The sequence below is a fragment of the Achromobacter sp. ACM02 genome (genome assembly GCF_014851605.1).
Taxonomy (GTDB): Bacteria; Pseudomonadota; Gammaproteobacteria; order Burkholderiales; family Burkholderiaceae_B; genus Achromobacter; species Achromobacter aegrifaciens.
Genome location: NZ_JACUZY010000001.1, coordinates 941405 through 959464, shown reverse-complemented (window position 1 = coordinate 959464; position 18060 = coordinate 941405). Strand labels below are relative to the sequence as shown.

Annotated in this window: 19 protein-coding genes; 9 read left to right on the top strand and 10 right to left on the bottom strand. The window is 67.5% G+C overall.

The window, feature by feature from the left end:
• Window positions 1-10: 10 nt before the first annotated feature.
• Genes IB258_RS04385 through IB258_RS04375 form a run of 3 tightly spaced genes read left to right on the top strand, consistent with a single transcriptional unit; the run spans window position 11 to window position 2395 of the window.
• Window positions 11-859, top strand: coding sequence for an HAD family hydrolase (locus IB258_RS04385; protein WP_059380070.1), 849 nt, complete (start codon window positions 11-13; stop codon window positions 857-859).
• A 10-nt stretch (window positions 860-869) separates the two neighbouring features.
• Window positions 870-1361, top strand: a complete 492-nt coding sequence (gene tadA, locus IB258_RS04380; protein ID WP_054453937.1) for a tRNA adenosine(34) deaminase TadA — start codon at window positions 870-872, stop codon at window positions 1359-1361.
• The gene (locus IB258_RS04375) at window positions 1358-2395 is read left to right on the top strand and encodes an LD-carboxypeptidase (protein ID WP_192328041.1); all 1038 of its coding nucleotides are present in this window, start codon (window positions 1358-1360) and stop codon (window positions 2393-2395) included. Before tadA ends, IB258_RS04375 begins: the two co-directional genes overlap by 4 nt.
• Before the next feature lie 36 nt (window positions 2396-2431).
• On the opposite strand, the gene IB258_RS04370 is transcribed toward IB258_RS04375, so the two are convergent.
• The 3 genes from IB258_RS04370 to IB258_RS04360 are packed head-to-tail and all read right to left on the bottom strand — an operon-like array spanning window position 2432 to window position 5948.
• On the bottom strand, window positions 2432-4000 hold the full coding sequence (locus IB258_RS04370) for a M48 family metalloprotease (RefSeq protein ID WP_175181025.1): 1569 nt from the start codon (window positions 3998-4000) through the stop codon (window positions 2432-2434).
• 7 nt (window positions 4001-4007) lie between these two features.
• Window positions 4008-4364: a hypothetical protein gene (locus IB258_RS04365; RefSeq protein WP_054453943.1), complete on the bottom strand. Its 357-nt coding sequence runs from the start codon at window positions 4362-4364 to the stop codon at window positions 4008-4010.
• Between the two features lie 6 nt (window positions 4365-4370).
• Window positions 4371-5948 carry a CHASE2 domain-containing protein gene (locus IB258_RS04360; protein ID WP_192352190.1) on the bottom strand — a complete coding sequence of 526 codons (1578 nt, stop codon included), beginning with the start codon at window positions 5946-5948 and terminating at the stop codon, window positions 4371-4373.
• Window positions 5949-6183: 235 nt separating this feature from the next.
• Here IB258_RS04360 and IB258_RS04355 point away from each other — a divergent pair, with 235 nt between their 5' ends.
• Window positions 6184-7788: an ABC-F family ATPase gene (locus IB258_RS04355; protein ID WP_119449656.1), complete on the top strand. Its 1605-nt coding sequence runs from the start codon at window positions 6184-6186 to the stop codon at window positions 7786-7788.
• A 51-nt stretch (window positions 7789-7839) separates the two neighbouring features.
• Here the strand turns inward: IB258_RS04355 and IB258_RS04350 are convergent, their stop codons facing one another.
• The 7 genes from IB258_RS04350 to IB258_RS04320 are packed head-to-tail and all read right to left on the bottom strand — an operon-like array spanning window position 7840 to window position 13716.
• Window positions 7840-8616, bottom strand: a complete 777-nt coding sequence (locus IB258_RS04350; protein ID WP_119449657.1) for an SDR family NAD(P)-dependent oxidoreductase — start codon at window positions 8614-8616, stop codon at window positions 7840-7842.
• A gap of 17 nt (window positions 8617-8633) precedes the next feature.
• The gene (locus tag IB258_RS04345; RefSeq protein ID WP_192352189.1) at window positions 8634-9791 is read right to left on the bottom strand and encodes a thiolase; all 1158 of its coding nucleotides are present in this window, start codon (window positions 9789-9791) and stop codon (window positions 8634-8636) included.
• Complete coding sequence (locus IB258_RS04340; protein WP_054454816.1) at window positions 9788-10183, bottom strand: Zn-ribbon domain-containing OB-fold protein; 396 nt, start codon at window positions 10181-10183, stop codon at window positions 9788-9790. The genes IB258_RS04345 and IB258_RS04340 overlap by 4 nt, the downstream gene beginning before the upstream one ends.
• 5 nt (window positions 10184-10188) lie before the next feature.
• Window positions 10189-10971, bottom strand: a complete 783-nt coding sequence (locus IB258_RS04335; protein ID WP_192328032.1) for an enoyl-CoA hydratase/isomerase family protein — start codon at window positions 10969-10971, stop codon at window positions 10189-10191.
• Window positions 10968-11447, bottom strand: coding sequence for a MaoC family dehydratase (locus tag IB258_RS04330; RefSeq protein WP_192352188.1), 480 nt, complete (start codon window positions 11445-11447; stop codon window positions 10968-10970). The genes IB258_RS04335 and IB258_RS04330 overlap by 4 nt, the downstream gene beginning before the upstream one ends.
• Window positions 11448-11459: 12 nt before the next feature.
• Window positions 11460-12425, bottom strand: a complete 966-nt coding sequence (locus IB258_RS04325; RefSeq protein ID WP_054453953.1) for a tripartite tricarboxylate transporter substrate binding protein — start codon at window positions 12423-12425, stop codon at window positions 11460-11462.
• A gap of 49 nt (window positions 12426-12474) precedes the next feature.
• On the bottom strand, window positions 12475-13716 hold the full coding sequence (locus tag IB258_RS04320) for a CaiB/BaiF CoA-transferase family protein (protein WP_192352187.1): 1242 nt from the start codon (window positions 13714-13716) through the stop codon (window positions 12475-12477).
• A gap of 274 nt (window positions 13717-13990) precedes the next feature.
• Between IB258_RS04320 and IB258_RS04315 the strand changes: the two genes are divergently transcribed.
• The 5 genes from IB258_RS04315 (at window position 13991) to IB258_RS04295 (ending at window position 18040) form a co-directional block, all read left to right on the top strand.
• On the top strand, window positions 13991-14761 hold the full coding sequence (locus IB258_RS04315; protein WP_059380083.1) for an ABC transporter ATP-binding protein: 771 nt from the start codon (window positions 13991-13993) through the stop codon (window positions 14759-14761).
• 70 nt (window positions 14762-14831) lie between these two features.
• On the top strand, window positions 14832-15830 hold the full coding sequence (locus IB258_RS04310; protein ID WP_054453961.1) for an ABC transporter substrate-binding protein: 999 nt from the start codon (window positions 14832-14834) through the stop codon (window positions 15828-15830).
• Window positions 15827-16600: an ABC transporter permease gene (locus IB258_RS04305; protein WP_054453964.1), complete on the top strand. Its 774-nt coding sequence runs from the start codon at window positions 15827-15829 to the stop codon at window positions 16598-16600. The genes IB258_RS04310 and IB258_RS04305 overlap by 4 nt, the downstream gene beginning before the upstream one ends.
• Before the next feature lie 18 nt (window positions 16601-16618).
• Window positions 16619-17425 carry a transporter substrate-binding domain-containing protein gene (locus IB258_RS04300; RefSeq protein ID WP_192352186.1) on the top strand — a complete coding sequence of 269 codons (807 nt, stop codon included), beginning with the start codon at window positions 16619-16621 and terminating at the stop codon, window positions 17423-17425.
• Between the two features lie 27 nt (window positions 17426-17452).
• Entirely contained in the window at window positions 17453-18040 is a 588-nt protein-coding gene (locus IB258_RS04295) for a YigZ family protein (protein ID WP_054454822.1), read from the top strand.
• Window positions 18041-18060 lie beyond the last annotated feature (20 nt).

Here is an 18060-nt window from a genome sequence, read left to right as displayed (position 1 = left end):
ACGCATATACATGTCCGACGTCATCGCCCTGATATTCGACTTCGACGACACGCTGGCCTCGGACAGCACGTCCGGCTTCCTGGAAAGCATGGGCGTGGACACGGCATCCTTCTGGAAGGATGAGGTCGATCCCTTGCTCTCGCAGCAGGATTGGGACCCCGTGCCCGCCTATCTGTACCAGATGATCCAGCTGTCGCAATCGGGCAAGCACGGCCTCATCACGCAGCAGCGCCTGAAGGACTGGGGCGCCCGGCTGGAATTGCACGACGGCGTGCCCACGCTGTTCCAGCGGCTGCGCGCCGCCGTGCGGGCCGAACAGCCGCAGGTGCAGCTGGAGTTCTACCTGATTTCCAGCGGCATCGGCGACGTGGTCAGGTCTACGCCCATCGCGCACGAGTTCACCGAGATCTGGGCGTCCGAATTCATCTACGGCGCGGACGGCGGCATCGCGTTTCCGCGACGCATCGTCAGCTTTACCGACAAGACCCGCTACCTGTTCCATATCCAGAAGGGCATCATCGGCCGCGACTTCCGCAACAAGCCTTTCGAGGTCAACCGCAAGGTGCCCGAGGACCGCTTGCGCGTGCCGTTCGACCAGATGGTGTTCGTCGGCGACGGCTACACCGACATCCCGTGCTTTTCGCTGATCCGCCGCGCCGGCGGCTTCGCCTTCGGTGTCTGGGACCCCAAGCATCGCGACAAGCGCAGCCGGGCTTGGGGCTTCATCGAAGAGGGCCGGGTATCGAACCTGAACCAGGCCCGCTACGACGAGCACGCCGAGCTCTACCAATGGCTGGAAGAGGCCGTGACCAGCCTGGCCGGCCGCATCGCGCTGAAGTCCCGGGTGTACCGTGGTTGAAGCAGTCCCGATGGCGGCGGTCCCGGCCTGGACCGCGCAGGATGCCAGCTTCATGGAACTGGCGCTGGAACAGGCGCAAGCAGCCTACGACATCGGCGAGGTGCCGGTAGGCGCGCTGGTGGTGTCGGCCCAGGGCGACATCCTGGGGCGCGGCTACAACCGCACCATCATCGACCACGACCCCACCGCCCACGCCGAGATCGTCGCCTTGCGCGGCGCCGCGCGCGCGCTGGAAAATTACCGGCTGCCGGGCATCACCGTATACGTCACGCTGGAGCCCTGCGTCATGTGCATCGGCGCCATGCTGCATGCGCGGCTCGCCCGCGTCGTGTTCGGCGCCTACGATCCCAAGACCGGCGCCTGCGGCAGCGTGCTGGACGTGGGCTCGGTCCCCAAACTCAATCATCACACCTCAGTCACCGGCGGCGTGCTGGCGGAACCTTGCGGCGAGCTGCTGCGCCGGTTCTTCCGCGAGCGCCGCAGCAAGGAATCCGCAGCATGAGCAAATCCCAAGGCGCCAAGGCGCGCGGCGCGAAAGCCGCCGCCGCCCACGACCATGACCACAACCACGATCATGGCCACGCAGGCCACGAATGTGATGAAGACTGCGGGCATGACCACACCCACGCCCACGTGCTGCCCGACGCCCGCGGCATCTACCTGATCTCGCCGTCGTCTGCCGTGCGCGATCCGGCCGCCGTCGAACTGGCGCGCGAACGGCTGCAGCAACAGGGCTTCAAGACCGCCGTGGACCGCACTGCGTACGCGCAGCACCAGCGCTTTGCCGGCACCGACGCGCAGCGCCTGGCCAGCCTGACGCGCGCCGCCAAGCAGAAGCTGCCCATCGTCATGGTGACGCGCGGCGGTTACGGCATGGGCCGGCTGCTGCCTGCCATCGACTGGAAGGCCATGGCCGACAGCGGCAAGCGATTCGTGGGCATGAGCGACTTCACTGCCTTCAACCTGGGCCTGCTGGCACAGACCGGCGCGGTCAGCTATACCGGCGCCTCGGCCGTCTATGACTTCGGCGGCAAGAAGGTCGATGACCTGACCGAAGCGCTGTTCGGCGAGATCATGCGCGGCGAACTGGAAATCCTCAGCTTCGAAACCCAGGACGCCGATGCGGTGGACTGCCGCGGCATCCTGTGGGGCGGCAACCTGGCCATGCTGACGTCCTTGCTGGGCACGCCCTACATGCCCAAGGTGCGGGGCGGCATCCTGTTCCTGGAAGACGTGGCCGAGCATCCCTACCGCATCGAACGCATGCTGATCCAGCTGGCGCAGGCCGGCATCCTGGGCAAGCAGAAGGCCATCGTGCTGGGCCGCTTCTCGGACTACAAGCTGGCGCCGCACGACAACGGCTACGACCTGCACGAAGTCGTGGCCTGGCTGCGCAAGACGGTCAAGGTGCCGGTGGTGACGGGGCTGCCGTACGGCCATGTCGCCACCAAGGCGACGCTGCCGATCGGGCAGAAGGTAGGCCTGGCCACCGAGAAAGGCATGGCGCACCTAGTGCTGGACGAACACACGCACTAAAAAAGGAAAGGGGCGCCGAGCGCCCCTTTCTCATTGCTACTTGAACAGCCTGTCGACCAGCGATTGCGCCTTCTGCTCGCTGCGTCGCTTGGCCTCGGCCTGCTCGGCGGGCGACTGTGCCGCCTTGCTGCACTCCCCGGCATAGCTCGCGAAGCGCGACGCGCATTCCTGCGCCAGCTTGCGCGCCTGATCCCAGCCCTGGGTCTGACCATAGAAGCGGATGGCTTCGGGCCATGCCAGCGCCGAACCACGGAAGTACTCGAAGCCCTGGCCCATGATCTTGGAGGCCGGCCCGGACTGGCCCGCGCCCAGCAGATTATTGGCGCGCAGCACGTACACCTGCCACGCGCGGTCGGGCTCGGACGCGAGGTTGCGGTCCAGCAAGGCGGACCCGCGCGCGCCGGACTCCGCCTGCGCCATGCTCAAGGTCAGCAAGGGCAGGGCGTGCGCGGCGCTGGGCCCCGAAGCGGCCTGGGCCGCGAGCTTGCGGGCGCGCGGATAGTCCTGAGCTTGCAGCGCCTGCTGCGCCTCGGCTGCGGTCTTGTAGTTCTTCAGCAGCGCGGCCGTGCGGCGTTGCGCGCGGGCCTTGTTCCAGGGCGCGGTCGCCGCCGCAGGTCGCGGCTTGCCCGCCATCAGGGGCATGACCTGTTCGGTCAGCGCGGCCAGGCGCGCGCCGGTGTCGGGATGGCTGACGGTCAGCTTGTTCCAGATGTCTTCCAGGCCGGTGCGCAAACCTTCGCTGGCGCCGGCCACGCCGGAATTCAACGAGGCCTGCATCTCGGTGAGGGGAGCGATGCTGTTGCCCTTGGCCGCCTCCCGCTTGCGGGTGTTGTCGGCCGCCGCCTGTTTGATCTGCTCGAGCATGCGCTGGCGCGCTTCGGCCTGTACCTGGGCGTTCTCGGCTTCCCAGGTGGCCTGGCGTTCCAGGAACGCCTTGAAGCCTTGCGTATACGAGTAGCCCAGTTCCAGGCTGACAGTGGCGCCGAAACGGTCGGCGTTTTCTTCCTGCTGCCGGCCCCAGGCCGGCACCAGCATGTTCTTGCCCAGCGTATACGAGGCGATCACGCTGTCCACGGGGCTCCAACCGGTGGCGCTGCCGGCCTTGCGGGCCAGCGCCACGCCCACGGCCGCCAACGATGCGACCTGGTCGCCCGCGGCATTGACCGATTCCATCTGGTGGTAGTCGAGGTAGACGTGGCCGAACTCATGGGACAGGATGGCGACGATCTCGTCCTCGGATTCCGCCGAGGCCAGCCAGCCCATGGACAGGTAGATGTTGCCCGCGCCGGTGCTGTAGGCTTCCAGCGCCGATGAAGAGGTCACGTGAACCGCGCCAGGCCAGCCCGGCACGCCCGCGGCGTTCTTGATCCGGGCAAGCAGGCCGTTCAGATAGGTTTCCATCTCCGGCATGGCGACCAGGCCCATGCCCTGGGCGCGCTGGTTGCGCGCGTCCAGGTTGGCGTCGGGCCATTGCCGGTCGGCGGGAGGCGGAGGCAATTGGCCGGCCGTGACCGAAAAACCCTTGCCTCCGGGAAGGGTGGAGCAGGCGCTCAGCAGCAGCGCGCCGGATACGGCGGCCATGCGCAAGATATGGGCGGATCGCATGGGCGGCTCAGCGGCAGACGTTCTCGCCCGCGCCTGCGGTCGAGCCGGTGGGCGGCGGCACGCCCTTGATCACAGGCCCGCATTGCGCGGCGGAGCCTCGCGCGATGCGCACGTGCATGCTGTCCACCCAATAGTCCTTGCCGTCGACCTTGACGTGGTAGAACTCATTGGCCTCTTCGAGCACGGGCCAGGGCATGCCCTGGCCATCGGACTTGGCCGCGGGCGCGCCGCCGTCCGACTTGGCATACAGCGGCACGGGCTTGATGTTCAGGCCGACGATGGCGTCCGCCGCCGAGGCGCTCGCGCCAGCCAGCGCAAGAGCGGCCGCGGCCAGCGCGGTAATCAGGGAGGAGGGCTTGGGCATGCGTTTCTACTCCTGTTGTGGGCGGGTAGCGGATGGCTCCCGCGAGGGTGTCGTGGACGCCGGCGCGGAAGCGCGGTCCGGTTTGCCAAAAAGAAAGGCGGTGGCGCGATTGGTCCAGCCGAGCCAGTGGGCGGCCAGGGCCATGATTGCCAGGTCGACGATGGGCAGGGTGCCCACGTTCAGCCAGCGCTGCGCAAGCAGCACGATGTACAGCACGATGAGCGAGGACAGGACGATGGCGGCCGCCTTGCGCAGCAGCAGCAACGCCGCGACGCAGAGCTTGGACGTCAACCAGCGCGCCAGCCACTGGCGCGCGGCGCGGTCGCGCAGCAGGGCTGACAGGCGCCCGGCCTTGGCCTTCCAGCCGTCGCCGGCTTGCGCGGCCGGCGGCAGCGGCAGGGCGGGTGCATCGGCAAAAAGCCGCCATTCGGCGGGCGGGGCCAGCAGCCGGCCGCCCAAGCGCGTATTACCGCGCAGCCATTGCGCCAGCCAATGCAGGAAATGGGCCAGCATGACGACCGGGATGCCCAGCAGCCACAGAACATTGGGCGGCCAGATTTCCCATTCGAGGGCGCGCTTGTAGTCGTCCTGGTAGGTCAGCAGATTGTCCAGGGCCATGGCGTGCATGAACACGCCGGGGATGGCGTCATGCACGGGCGACAGCACGGTGTCGTTGAAGCCGCTGAGCGCGGCGCCGATCATGACGTAGCGCCCCGTGAGCATGTCGGCCAGGCGGGCGCCGTCGGCTTCTGGCGCGCGCAGTTCGGACAGGGTCAGCGCGCGCGTGTACGGGCAGATGGGCTGGGCGGCGTCCGGGTCGCCCAGCAGGCTGCGGACGTAGGACGGCAGCATTTCCATGTAGCCGCCGCGGGCCTGCCGGCATTCCATGCTGAAGCGGCGCTGGTCCAGGTTGTCGACGCCCCAGGTCAAGGCCATGGCTTCGTGCGTGCGCGTGATGGCCACCCCCGCCGCGTCCTGGGCGATGGCAAGCGCCGCGCTGCGCGCGTGCTCGCCCGACCAGAGGGGATAGCTCCATACCAGCCGGTCCACCTTGCTGGGGGTGTAGCGCACGTCGACCATGGTGAAGCATGGCTTCTCGCCCGCGGGCGCTTCCAGGCCCGAACGCAGGCTCAGGTTGCCCTGCGCATCGGGCAGCGCGGCCAGGAACACCGGGATGTTGGCGTCGCGCAGCTCGCACAGGGCGGCGGCCAGCTCGGGCAGGGTCGGATCGTCGCGCTCGCGCCCGAAGGTGATGTCCAGGAAGATGGCCTTGGGCTTGTGGATCAGGCCGATGTTGCGCAGCCAGCGCGCATGCGTCCTGTAAGGCACCGGCCAGGCGCCTTTCTGCTGGTCGAGGGAGTCGTCGTCGATCAGGACGACCGTGGTGTCGTTGCGGTGCGAGATGTCGTAGTGGCCCCCGACCAGCCGGGCCTGGAGCCGCGCCGCCGCATAGGTGAGCAGGTCGGAACTGGGGGTGAGCCGGGGCGTCGCCCACAACATCACGATCGCGACGATAGCCGCCACGATCAGCGACCGGCCATAGGAAAGCTCGACTTTCTCGGAGGAGTGGTTGGCGTCTGCCACGTAGCGGGGGAGGTGGGTTGCAACCGCCTGACCGGCCTGGCGGCCATAGGCGCTGAGTTGCCCGCAATAGTACCCCAATTAATACAAATGTTTACGTTGTGACATCAAATGCCATGCAGCATTTCCAGATGCTTCAGCAGGTAGCTTGCCCGGCCTGGATGCGATTCACGGATGCTTGGTACACTATCGGGTTTCTCCGCATGCGTCCCCGGACGCCCAAAGACTCAAACATACCGTGATCTCCACCGCCAATCTCACCATCCAGTTCGGTCCCAAACCCCTTTTCGAGAACGTCAGCGTCAAGTTCGGGGAAGGCAACCGCTACGGGCTGATCGGGGCCAATGGTTCCGGCAAGTCGACCTTCATGAAGATCATCGGCGGCGACCTGGAACCCTCGGCGGGCAACGTGTCGCTGGAGCCGGGCGTGCGCCTGGGCAAGCTGCGCCAGGATCAGTTCGCGTTTGAAGACCTGCGCGTGCTGGACGTCGTCATGATGGGCCACACCGAGATGTGGGCCGCCATGTCCGAGCGCGACGCCATCTACGCCAATCCGGAAGCGACCGAAGACGACTACATGCGCGCGGCCGACCTGGAAGCCAAGTTCGCCGAGTACGATGGCTACACCGCCGAAGCCCGCGCCGGCGAACTGCTGCTGGGCCTGGAAATCGCCGTCGACCAGCACAACCTGCCGATGCGCGAAGTGGCGCCGGGCTGGAAGCTGCGCGTGCTGCTGGCGCAGGCCCTGTTCTCGAATCCGGACGTGCTGCTGCTGGACGAACCGACCAACAACCTGGACATCAACACCATCCGTTGGCTGGAAAACGTGCTCAACAGCTACCAGAGCACGATGATCATCATCAGCCACGACCGCCACTTCCTGAACCAGGTGTGCACGCACATGGCCGACGTGGATTACGGCGAGATCCGCATTTATCCGGGCAACTACGACGACTACATGCTGGCCTCGACCCAGGCCCGCGAGCGCCTGGTGGCCAACAACGCCAAGGCCAAGGAACGCGTGGCCGAACTGCAGGACTTCGTGCGCCGCTTCGCCGCCAACAAGTCCAAGTCGCGCCAGGCCACCTCGCGCCTGAAGCAGATCGACCGCATCAAGGCCGACCAGGTCGTGGTCAAGCCCTCGTCGCGCCAGAACCCGTACATCCGCTTCGAGCAGAACAAGGTCATGCACCGCCTGGCGGTCACCGTCGAAAACCTGTCCAAGGCCTACGACGCGCCCGTTATCCGCAAGTTCTCGGCCATGGTCGACGCCGGCGAAAAGATCGCCATCATCGGCGCCAACGGCGTCGGCAAGACGACCCTGCTGCGCCTGCTGGCCACCGACCTGCAGCCCGATTCGGGCGAAGTGAAGTGGTCCGAAAACGCCGACTTGGGCTACATGGCCCAGGACGTGTCCGACCAGTTCCTGCAGACCGACATCAACCTGCTGGACTGGATGGGCGACCATCGCCAACCGGGCGACGACGACCAGTCGATCCGTTCGGTGCTGGGCCGCCTGCTGTTCTCGGCGGACGACCTGCCCAAGGCGCCCAAGGTGCTGTCCGGCGGCGAAAAGAACCGCATGACCTTCGGCCGCCTGATGCTGGGCCGGCACAACGTCATGCTGCTCGACGAGCCCACCAACCACCTGGACATGGAATCGATCGAATCGCTGCAGTTCGCGCTGGAAAAGTACGAAGGCACGCTGGTGTTCGTGTCCCACGACCGCGAGTTCGTGTCCGGCCTGGCCACGCGCGTGATCGAGATCCTGCCCACGGGCGAGATCGTCGACTACCGCGGCGGCTACGACGACTACCTGACCTCGCGCGGCATCGACGGCTGAGGCCGCCGCGGGCCGCCGCCAGAAGCATCTGGCCGCGGCCCTGGATTTTCCCTACATGCCTATGGTCATGCCGCCATTGGCATAGAGGTGCTGCCCCGTCATGTACGAGGCGGCATCCGACAGCAGGAAGCACACCGGCCACGCCACCTCTCCAGGCTGGCCGAAGCGGCCCAGCGGGATCTGCGACAGATAGGTGTCGCGGAACTTGTCCCCCCGTATGGTCTCCGTCATGGGCGTTTCCACCACGCCGAAGCCGATGGTATTGACGCGTATCCCGTACTTGCCCCATTCGCGCGCGGCGCTCATCGTCAGGCCCAGCACGCCGGACTTGGCCGCGGCGTAGTTGATCTGGCCTATGGTGCCGCGGCGACCCGCGTCCGAGGTGATGTTGACGATGGAGCCGCCGGGCTTGCCAGTCTCGCGCGCCCCAGCCAGCATGTGGCGGCCGACGGCCTGCAGGAACTGGAAGGATCCGGTCAGGTGCACGTCGATCACCTTTTGCCAGGCTTCCTGGGTCATTTTTTCTATCATGGCGGTGCGGGTGATGCCCGCGTTGTTCACCAGGCCGTCCACCGCGCCGTAACGCTGCGCCGCGCGCTCGACGGCCGCGGCCGCGAATGCCGGGTCCGACACGTCGCCGGCCAGGGTCAGCAACTGATCCTTGGGCGCCTCGCGCTCGAATGCGGCGAGAGCGTCGGCGTTCATGTCGACGGCGGTCACGCGCGCGCCTAATTGCATGGCCAGTTCGCTGATGGCGCGGCCTATGCCCTGGGCGGCGCCCGTCACGATGATGCTGCGCTGGTCTAGCAGAAAAGCTGTGCGGTTCATGGTTTTCCTTGTCGGGTTCAGAGGGTTTCGGCCGTGCCCAGGATCAGGGTGGCCTGGCTGGACAGCTCGCCGCCGTTGCCGTGAGCCAGCGCCAGGCTGGCGCCGGGCACCTGGCGCGCGCCGCCCAGGCCGGCCAGCTGCACGTAGGCTTCAACCATGGTGAACAGGCCGTACATGCCGGGATGCACGCAGGACAGGCCGCCGCCGTTGGTGTTGACGGGCAGCTCGCCGCCGGGCGCGATGCGGCCGTTTTCCACGAACGCCGCGCCTTCGCCCTTGGCGCAGAAGCCCAGGTCCTCCAGGAACAGGATCGGGTTGATGGTGAAGGCGTCGTACAGCTCCAGCACGTCGATGTCCCGCGGCCGCACGCCGGCCTGGGCAAAGGCGCGCGCGCCGCTGCGCGCGGCCGCCGTCACCGTCAGGTCCGGCATATTGGTGATTTCGCGGTGGTCCGTGGCGGCGGCCGCGCCCAACAGATAGGCGGGCCGGGCGCAGTGGTCGCGGGCCCGGTCGGCGCGGGTCATCACCACGGCGGCGGCGCCGTCGGTGACCAGGCAGCAGTCGCGCACGCTCAGGGGCTCGGCCACCATGCGGGCCGACAGGTACTGCGCCATGTCCAGAGGTTCGCGCATGTAGGCTTCAGGATTGAGCATGGCCCATTGGCGGGCGGCGATGGCCACCGCGCCCAGCTGTTCGCGCTTCAGGCCGTACTGGTGGGCGTAGCGCGAAGCCGCCAGCGCATAGGCGCCCACCGGACGCGCCAGGCGGTAGGGCGCTTCGTTGGGGGCGGGGCGCATGGAGCTCACCAGTTTGCCCGCGCCGCTGCGCTGATTGCTGCCGTAGGCGATCAGCGCCACGTCGCATTGCCCCGCTTCCAAGGCCAGCGCGGCCCACATGGCGTGCGTCAGAAAGGAGGACCCGCCGGTGCGGTTGTTCTCCGTCAGGCGAGGCGAGATGCCCAGGTATTCGGCAAAGCCCAGGCCGGACATGAAGTCATCGGGCAGACCGATGAAAAGGCCGTCGACCTGATCCGGGCGCATCCCTGCCTGGTCCAGGTTCGCAAGACTGGCCTGGACGGCGAGGTCCATCGAGCTCAGCCCCGGGGTCTGGCCGATACCGTAGGTGGCTGCGGCGACGATGGCGGCCTTGCCGCGCGGGAAACGGTCTTGGGTCATGCTTGCTCCGCCACAGGTTCAAACACCAGCACGCCGCATCCGGCCTCCTGGACGACGCGGGCGCGCACCCGGGCGCCGATGCGCACGTCCTGCGCGGGGATGCCGTCCACCCGTGACATCAGCCGCGGCCCTTCGTCCAGATCGACCAGCACCACGCCGTAGGGCGTTTCGGGCGGCCGGGGGTGGATGACGGTGGCGGCGTAGATCCGCCCCAGTCCGCTGGGTGCGGCCCATTCCACGTCGCGCGAACCGCTGCGCGGCGCGGCTACGCGCGGATAGAAGAAGAATTCGCCGCTGGCGCGGTCGCGCTGCAGCATGAAACGGCCTTCGTTCAGATAGGCCTCGTAGCGGGCCTGCGGACCCGGTTCGGCGGTTTGGGTTTGCGTAGGCATGTCGTTCAATCCCATTTGTAGGCGGGGGGCAGCTTTTCCACGAAGCGCCGGGCGGCTTCGCGGTGGAAGGCGCTGTCGCGGCAGATGGCCTGGGCCATGGCTTCCTGCGCGTAGATGTCTTCGCGGCTGGATTCGAAGGTCCGGTTCATGATGGTCTTGGCCAGCCCCAGCGCCTGCGTCGGGGCGTTGTGAAAACGTTCGGCCATGGCCAGCGCCTGTTCCAGCGGATCGCCGTCGCAGAGCGCCTGCACCAGCCCAAGATCCAGCGCTTCCTCGGCGTCGCAGACCCGGGCCGTGAACACCAGTTCCTTGGCGCGCGCCAGCCCGACGGCGCGCGGCAGCAGATACATGCCCAGCATGTCGGGCACGTAGCCGATGCGGGCGAACACCGCGCAGAAGGTGGCGCCGCGCCGCGCGATGGCGTAGTCCGCGCACAGCGCCAGCGACAGGCCGGCGCCGAAAGCCACGCCTTCCACCGCGCTGATGACGGGTTTCTCCAGATCCACCAGCGCGTCGTACCACTGGTGGATCTTGCGGATGCGCGCGCGCCCCTCGAAGGCGTCCAGGCCCTGGGCATGCGCCTGTGCGATGGACTTGATGTCGCCGCCGGCGCAGAAATGCCCGCCCGAACCCGTCAGGACGACCGCCTTGATGCCGTCATCCTCGCGCAGTTCCGGGAGGGCGCGCGCGAACGCATCGCGCATCTCCAGGCTGAGCGCATTGCGCTGGTCGGGGCGGTCCATGGCCAGCACGGCGGTGGCGCCGTGGCGGGTGATCTTCAGTGTCATGCCTGCTCCTTGCCTGCGTGATAGGCGATCTGCGTGAGCCAGCGCGCAACCAGCGCCGGTCTTTCCTCGCCGTCGATATCGATGCGAACGTCCCACGCCAGGCGCGCCTGGCCATCCGGCAGCTCGTCCACGCCAGGCAGTGCAAACACGCCGCGGATGCGCGCGCCGGCCTTGACCGCCTGGGTGAAGCGCACGCGGTCAAAGCCGTAGTTCACCGCCAGCCTTCGGTTCGGAAAGCGCATCGCCGACGCATAGAGGCTGGGCAGCAGCGAGAGCGTCAGCAAGCCGTGGGCGATGGCCGCGCCGTAGGGCGATTCGGCCTGCGCGCGCTGCGGGTCCATGTGGATCCACTGCGTGTCGCCGGTGGCCAGGCCGAAGCGGTTGATGGTGTCCTGGTCGACCGTCTGCCAGGGAGTCAGCGCGGGAGGCTGTCCGGAAAAGGCGCGCAGCGCCTCGATGGAGTCCAAGGTGATCATGGGGGGCTCTTTTCACTGGGCCTTCAGGCCCAGGTCGCGGGCGACCGGCAGCCAGCGGTCGCGCTCGGCCTGCACGAAGGCGGCGAACACCTGGGCGTCGCCCGGCATGGCCACCGCGCCGATACTGGTGAGCTTGCGCTGCAGTTCCGGCTGCGCGAGCGCCTGGTTGACGCCGCGGTTCATCTGATCGACGACGGCGGTCTGCGTGCCGGCGGGCGCCACCAGGCCGAACCAGGCGCTGGCGTCGATGCCGGGATAGCCGAGCTCGGCGGCGGTGGGTACGTCGGGCAGGCCGGCGAAGCGCTTGTCGTCGAGTACGGCGAAGGGGCGGATCTTGCCGGACTGCGCCTGCGTCATGCTGGAGGGCAGGGCGTCGAACATCATGTCGGTGCTGCTGCCCATCAGGCCGACGATGGCGGGGGCGCTGCCCTGGTAGGGTACGTGCGTGACCTGGAAGCCCAGCTTGCTGACGGCGTATTCGCCGGCAAGATAGGTGATGTTCCCGGTGCCGGCCGAGCCCATGGTCAGCTTGCCGGGAGATTGCTTGCCCAGGGCGATCAAGGCCTTGACGTCGCGCGCCGGCAGGTCATGGCGCACCACAAGCAAGAGCGGCGACTTGGCCATGCCCGAGACCGGGACGAAGTCCTTGGACGGGTCGTAGGTCATCTTTGCGTAGAGCGCCTGGTTCACCACCAGCGGGGCATTGGAGCCGACGAAGAAAGTCTTGCCGTCGGGCTTGGCGCGGGCGACGTAGTCGGCGGCGATCATGCCGGCGGCGCCGGGCTTGTTCTCGACGATGATGGTCGCGCCGCCGCCCTTGCTCATTTCTTGCGCCACCAGGCGCGCGATCTGGTCGGCGGCGCCGCCGGGCGGGTAGGGCACGATGAAGCGGACGGGCGCGTCCTGAGCCGACGCGGGGGCGGCCGCTAGGGCCGCCAGGGTCAGGGCGCTGCAGACTGCGGCGGTGATGATGCGCATGGTGGTGTCTCCTGGGTTGTTGTCATGGCCGCCTGCCCGGCGGTTGGGGTCAGATGATTCCGCGGCCTTTCAGCTGCGCGATGCGGGCTTCGTCCAGGCCCAGCCGCTCGCGCAGCACGGCGTCGGTGTGCTGGCCCAGCGCCGGCGCGGCGCGGTCGTAGCGCATGGGGGTGTCGCGCATGCGGATGGGGTTGGCCACGGCCGGCGTGTCCACGCCCGAGACATGGGGCAGCGACAACTGCATGCCGCGATGGCGCACGTGCGGGTCCTGGAATACCTGTTCGATGTTGTAGATGGGCCCGCAGGGCACGTTGACCGCCTGCAGTATCTGCACCCATTCCTGCATGGTGCGCGCCAGCATCGCCTCGGCGATCGGCGGTATCAGCGTGTCGCGGTTCCGATTGCGCCCGCCGGCCGTGGCGTAGCGTTCGTCGGTGGCCAGGTCGGCGCGGCCGATGGCGCCGCAGAAGGCGCGGTATTGGCCGTCATTGCCGACGGCGACGATGACCGAGCCTTCCTTGCAGGCGAATACCTGGTACGGAACCATGTTGGAATGGGCATTGCCCATGCGCTGCGGCACCCGCCCGGACAGGAAGTAGTTGATGGCCTGGTAGGACGAGATCGTGATCACGCAGTCCAGCAGCGACATGTCGATGTACTGCCCCACGCCGCTGACGCGGCGGTGTTCGACCGCGGCCAATATGGCCGTGCTGGCGTAGACGCCGGTCAGCAGGTCCGTGATCGCGATACCGGATTTCATCGGCTCGCCGGCGGGTTCGCCGGTGATGCTCATCAGTCCGCCCATGCCCTGGAACACGAAGTCGTAGCCCGGCAGCGGCGCGTAGGGTCCGTCCTGGCCGAAGCCGGTGATCGAGCAATAGACCAGGCGCGGATTGATGGCGCGCAGGCTGTCGTAGTCCAGTCCATAACGCGCCAGCGTGCCGACTTTGTAGTTCTCGACCAGCACGTCGGAGTCCTTCGCCAGTTCCGCAATCAGAGCCTGGCCTTCCGCCGTGGCGATGTCCACGGTAATTGACCGCTTGCCGCGGTTGGCGCTCAGGAAGTAGGACGAGTCCCGGGTCTCAGCGCCGTCGGCGCCGGTCAGGAAAGGCGGCCCCCAGCCGCGCGTGTCGTCGCCGTGTCCAGGGCGCTCTACCTTGATGACGTCAGCGCCCATGTCGGCCAGCGTCTGCGTTGCCCATGGGCCGGCCAGCACGCGCGTCAGGTCCAGGATCTTGAGGTGGGATAGCGCGCCGCGCGGCTGCGCGGCGGCGGTGTTGTCTCGCTCCATGTCGCTCCGATCGGGGTGGGCCCCGTTATGTCTGGGGTCCACCTTAATGACGGAGGTAGCGAGGGTCCAATATCGTTTTACGCGTTATCGATTCGAATTGAGTATTGCCGGCGGGATGGGGCCGCCGTTCGATGTCCGTAACCAGTCCGGGCAGAACGCTGTTGATGCGTTCTTTATTACGAAAAGAAGTTAAGACATTCAATATTGATAGTTTGGATTCATATAACGAATTGTTAGATTGGAGGCTCATTTTTGGCCCGCCACGATACGTTCCATGAATCTCACCTTCGATCACGTCCACAAGCACTTCGGCGAACTGCCGGTGGTGGACGGCTTTACCAGCGAAATCAAGACCGGTGAACTGGTTGCCCTGGTGGGCCCCTCGGGTTGCGGCAAGTCCACCTTGCTGCATCTGGCGGCCGGCCTGGAAAAGCCCACCGAAGGCAGCGTCCTGGCCGACGGCAAGGCGGTCGCCGGCCCCCATCCCAGCCGCACCCTGGTGTTCCAGGAACATGCGCTGTACCCCTGGCTGACGCTGGAAGACAACGTGGCGCTGGCGCTGGAATTCCAGAACACGCCCAAATCCCGCGCCCGCGAAGCCGCGCGCCAGTGGCTGGCGCGCGTCAGCCTCGCCGGCTTCGAACACTATTACCCCCACCAGGTTTCCGGCGGCATGCGCCAACGCGCCGCGCTGGCGCGCGCCTTCATCGCCCAGCCGCAGACCATGCTGATGGACGAGCCTTTCGGCGCGCTGGACGCGCTGACCCGGCTGAGCCTGCAGGACGTCCTGCGCCAGCTCATCGCCCAGGAAAAGCCCACCGTGCTGCTGGTGACGCACGACGTGGACGAGGCTTTGTTCCTGGCCGACCGCATCATCGTCTTCAGCCCGCGCCCGGCGCGCGTGCTGCGCGAGTTCAACCTCGCGCACCGCGAAAAGACCCATGACCTGTCCGGCCTGGCGGCCGAGAAGCGCGAGATCCTGCGCCTGCTCGGCATCGCGGTGGACGGTTCGGGCGAGCACGCGGACCTGGCCCTGGCAGCCTGACCCCCGGATCTGGATTCTTGCTGGCGGCGCGTGCGCGTCGGCCGGCCCTGCATACCTTGGAGCACTTCCCATGAAACTGAAGCAATGGCTGTCCCTGCCGCTGGCCGCGGCGCTGCTGGCGGCAGCCCCCGCGATGGCGGCCGAGAAATTCCGTGTGGGCTATCTGCGCGTGATGGACGATGCGCAGGCCATCGTCGCGCAAGAGGGCGGCTACTACAAAAAGGCCGGCCTGGATTCCGAACTGATCGAGTTCAAGTCGGGCACCGACCTGATCAAGGCCATCGTCGGCGGCCAGCTGGACATCGGCGTGCTGGGCTTCACCAACGCGGTGGCCTGGGCCTCCAAGGGCGCGGACCTGAAGGTGGTGGGCGGTGCGCAGCAGGGCTACCACTCGCTGATCGTGCGCGAAGACTCCGGCATCAAGGACATCGCCGGGCTGAAGGGCAAGACCCTGGCCTCCCAGGCCGAAGGCAGCACTGCCGACGTGGTGCTGAAGGGCGTGGTGCTCAAGCAGGGCAACCTGGCTGCGGACGACGTCAACGTCATGGGCGTAAGCCCGGCCGTGGCGGTCCAGTCGCTGGTGGGCAAGCGCGTGGACGCGGCCTTCCTGTTCGAACCCTACGATCGCATCGCGCAACTGGTGGCGCCGGTCAAGCAGATCTATGAAGTGGGCCAGGCCTGGCCGTTCCCGTGCATGGTGGTGATCACCTCCGGCGAAACGCTGGCCAAGCGCAAGGACGACGTCTGGAAGGCGCTGGACGCGCAGAACCAGGCCATCCAGCTGCTGCAGAAGGAACCCGCGCAGGCTTCCAAGCTGATCGCGTCCTACTTCATCGCCGAACCCACGCTCAAGACCCTGACCCGTGGCGAACTGCCGCGCGAGACCGTCATCGCCGAAGCTATCGGCACGCAGGTCTTCACGCCCAAGCTGACCGACAAGGACACCCGCCGCATGCAGGAAATCGCCGACATCCTGCAAGCCCAGGGTTCGCTGAAGACGCGCGACGGCAAGCCGTATGACGTGTCCAGCATCGTCGACCTGTCCTGGCAAGAGGCTCGCAAGCTTTGAGCGCATCTACCCGAGTCACCGGCGCCCGCAAGCATTTCGCGGGCGTTCTGGGCGTGTTGTTCATCCTGGCCTTGTGGCAACTGGCGGCGTTCGCGCTGCCGGACTTCCTGATGCCGGGCGTGCCGGCCGTGGTCGAGCGCCTGGTCGAAGACCTGGGCAAGCAGTCCTTCCACCAGAGCCTCCTGGGCACGCTGGGGCGGCTGGGCGCGGGCTACGGCCTGGCGCTGGCGGCCGGCATCGGCTTCGGCCTGGTGGCGGCTGTGCTGTTCTTCTTCCGCGAAGTGCTGCGCAGCGCCATCGTCATCCTGCAGTCGATTCCGTCGATCGCCTGGGTGCCGCTGTTCCTGATCGTGATGGGCTTCGGCAATACGCCCATCATCGTCGTGGTGGCATTGTCGGCTTTCTTCCCGGCCGCGCTCAGCGTCATGAACGCGACTGAGTCCGTGCAGCGCGTGCATGTGTCGGCGGCGCGCGTCATGGGCGCCACGCGCTGGGGACTGGTCAAGCGGGTCTACCTGCCGGCCGTGATGCCCGAGCTCATCACCGGCGCGCAGCTCGCCTTCGGCAATGCCTGGCGCGCGCTGATCTCGGCGGAAATGCTGATCGGCTTCGGCAAGGGGCTGGGCCGTTCGCTGGCCTATTCGGGCGAAATCGCCGACATGACCGGCGTCATGACCAACATCCTGGTCATTGCCGTGCTGGCCGCGCTGATCGACCAGTTCGTGCTTGAAAACCTCAAGCACCGCCTGCTGCGCTACCAGTACGTCTGAGGGCGACAGGAGTCCCGCATGATTGGCCGCATCCGTCTGTTTGTCCTCGGCGCCTGCCTGGTTGCATCGGGCTTCGCGCAGGCGCAGCCCGACGCCTTCGCGGCGGCGCGGGCGCGCGGCGAGCTGGTGGTGGGCGTGCCTTACCTGGCGCCGCCGCCCGCGGCCGGCGCCAAGATCCGCACGCCGGACGGCCTGGACGCCGCAATGACCGACAGATTGGCGCAAAGCCTGGGACTGCCGGTGCGCCTGGTGCAATTGCCGCAGGAACAGGCCGCTGCCGCGCTGGCGGCGGGGCGGGTCGACCTGGTCCTGGCCGACGGCGCGTCGGCCCAGCCGGACGCGGTCGCGACGCAAGCCACAGGCTATGCCGCCCGACCCAAGGCCGTGATCCGCAGCGACACCAGCCTGCGCCGGCCCGCCGACGTGCGCGGCCGCAGCGTCTGCATGGCGGAGGCCGCAAGCGCTTCCCGCGCCCTGGCCGAAAGCTGGGGCGCGGAGGTGCGCACCTACCGCGTGCCGTCCGATGCGCTGGTCGCCGTGCGCGAGGGCAGCTGCGATATCGGCCTGGTCGACGACGCGGTCTGGGAGCCGCTGGTGCGCTTCCCGGAATGGAAGAAGTTCTCCTCGACGCTGGCGGCCGATGGCGCGCGGCGTGAACGCGTGTGGCTGCTGCCGGCCTCCGACTCCGCCAGCCGCAACTGGCTGAGCCAGGAAATGCGCGCCTGGGACCGAGCGGGCGCCTGGAAGGCCATGACCGCGAAGTGGGCCCGCGACGTGGCCTTCGATGTCTATCTCGACCAGGAAGTGCCCGACTGCCACGGCTAGGGACTGGCGGCACATACAATGCCGGTCATGACGCACACGCTGACCGCCCCTTGCACCTACCAGGAAGACATCAAGAAAAGCCGCTTTGTCGCGTATGCAGCGCCCGTGTCCGGCGTGGACGAAGCCATGCGCTTCTTTGCCGAACATAGCGACGCCGAAGCGACCCACAACTGCTGGGCCTACCGCATCGGCCAGGAATACCGCTTCAATGACGACGGCGAGCCGGGAGGCACGGCCGGCCGTCCCATCCTGCAAGCCATCGAAGGCCAGGACATGGATCGCGTGGCGGTGCTGGTAGTGCGCTGGTACGGGGGCATCAAGCTCGGCGCAGGCGGACTGGTGCGCGCCTACGGGGGCTGCGCGGCCAACTGCCTGCGGCTGGGGGAGCGGACCGAGATCGTGGATCTTGCAACCGTCGCCTGCGCTTGCGGTTTTGGCGAACTGGCGTTGCTGAAGTCGCGCCTGGCTCAGGCAGGCGCGGCCATCCTGCAGGAAGACTTCAACGAGGAAGGGGTGGCGCTACGGTTCACGGTGCCGCGCGCAGCGGTGGCGGACCTGGAAGTGACCGCCGCCAACATCACGCGCGGGCGTGCGGCCTGGGAAGTCGAGTCCTGATCCCAGGGGGCGCACGGCCC

Excerpts from the sequence above, each read along its gene's own strand:
- IB258_RS04370 (WP_175181025.1), bottom strand. The coding sequence starts at position 4,000 with ATGCGATCCGCCCATATCTTGCGCATGGCCGCCGTATCCGGCGCGCTG.
- IB258_RS04295 (WP_054454822.1), top strand. The coding sequence starts at position 17,453 with ATGACGCACACGCTGACCGCCCCTTGCACCTACCAGGAAGACATCAAG.
- IB258_RS04385 (WP_059380070.1), top strand. The coding sequence starts at position 11 with ATGTCCGACGTCATCGCCCTGATATTCGACTTCGACGACACGCTGGCC.
- IB258_RS04330 (WP_192352188.1), bottom strand. The coding sequence starts at position 11,447 with ATGATCACCTTGGACTCCATCGAGGCGCTGCGCGCCTTTTCCGGACAG.
- IB258_RS04300 (WP_192352186.1), top strand. The coding sequence starts at position 16,619 with ATGATTGGCCGCATCCGTCTGTTTGTCCTCGGCGCCTGCCTGGTTGCA.
- IB258_RS04375 (WP_192328041.1), top strand. The coding sequence starts at position 1,358 with ATGAGCAAATCCCAAGGCGCCAAGGCGCGCGGCGCGAAAGCCGCCGCC.
- IB258_RS04320 (WP_192352187.1), bottom strand. The coding sequence starts at position 13,716 with ATGGAGCGAGACAACACCGCCGCCGCGCAGCCGCGCGGCGCGCTATCC.
- tadA (WP_054453937.1), top strand. The coding sequence starts at position 870 with ATGGCGGCGGTCCCGGCCTGGACCGCGCAGGATGCCAGCTTCATGGAA.
- IB258_RS04310 (WP_054453961.1), top strand. The coding sequence starts at position 14,832 with ATGAAACTGAAGCAATGGCTGTCCCTGCCGCTGGCCGCGGCGCTGCTG.
- IB258_RS04345 (WP_192352189.1), bottom strand. The coding sequence starts at position 9,791 with ATGACCCAAGACCGTTTCCCGCGCGGCAAGGCCGCCATCGTCGCCGCA.
- IB258_RS04350 (WP_119449657.1), bottom strand. The coding sequence starts at position 8,616 with ATGAACCGCACAGCTTTTCTGCTAGACCAGCGCAGCATCATCGTGACG.
- IB258_RS04365 (WP_054453943.1), bottom strand. The coding sequence starts at position 4,364 with ATGCCCAAGCCCTCCTCCCTGATTACCGCGCTGGCCGCGGCCGCTCTT.
- IB258_RS04335 (WP_192328032.1), bottom strand. The coding sequence starts at position 10,971 with ATGACACTGAAGATCACCCGCCACGGCGCCACCGCCGTGCTGGCCATG.
- IB258_RS04340 (WP_054454816.1), bottom strand. The coding sequence starts at position 10,183 with ATGCCTACGCAAACCCAAACCGCCGAACCGGGTCCGCAGGCCCGCTAC.
- IB258_RS04325 (WP_054453953.1), bottom strand. The coding sequence starts at position 12,425 with ATGCGCATCATCACCGCCGCAGTCTGCAGCGCCCTGACCCTGGCGGCC.
- IB258_RS04315 (WP_059380083.1), top strand. The coding sequence starts at position 13,991 with ATGAATCTCACCTTCGATCACGTCCACAAGCACTTCGGCGAACTGCCG.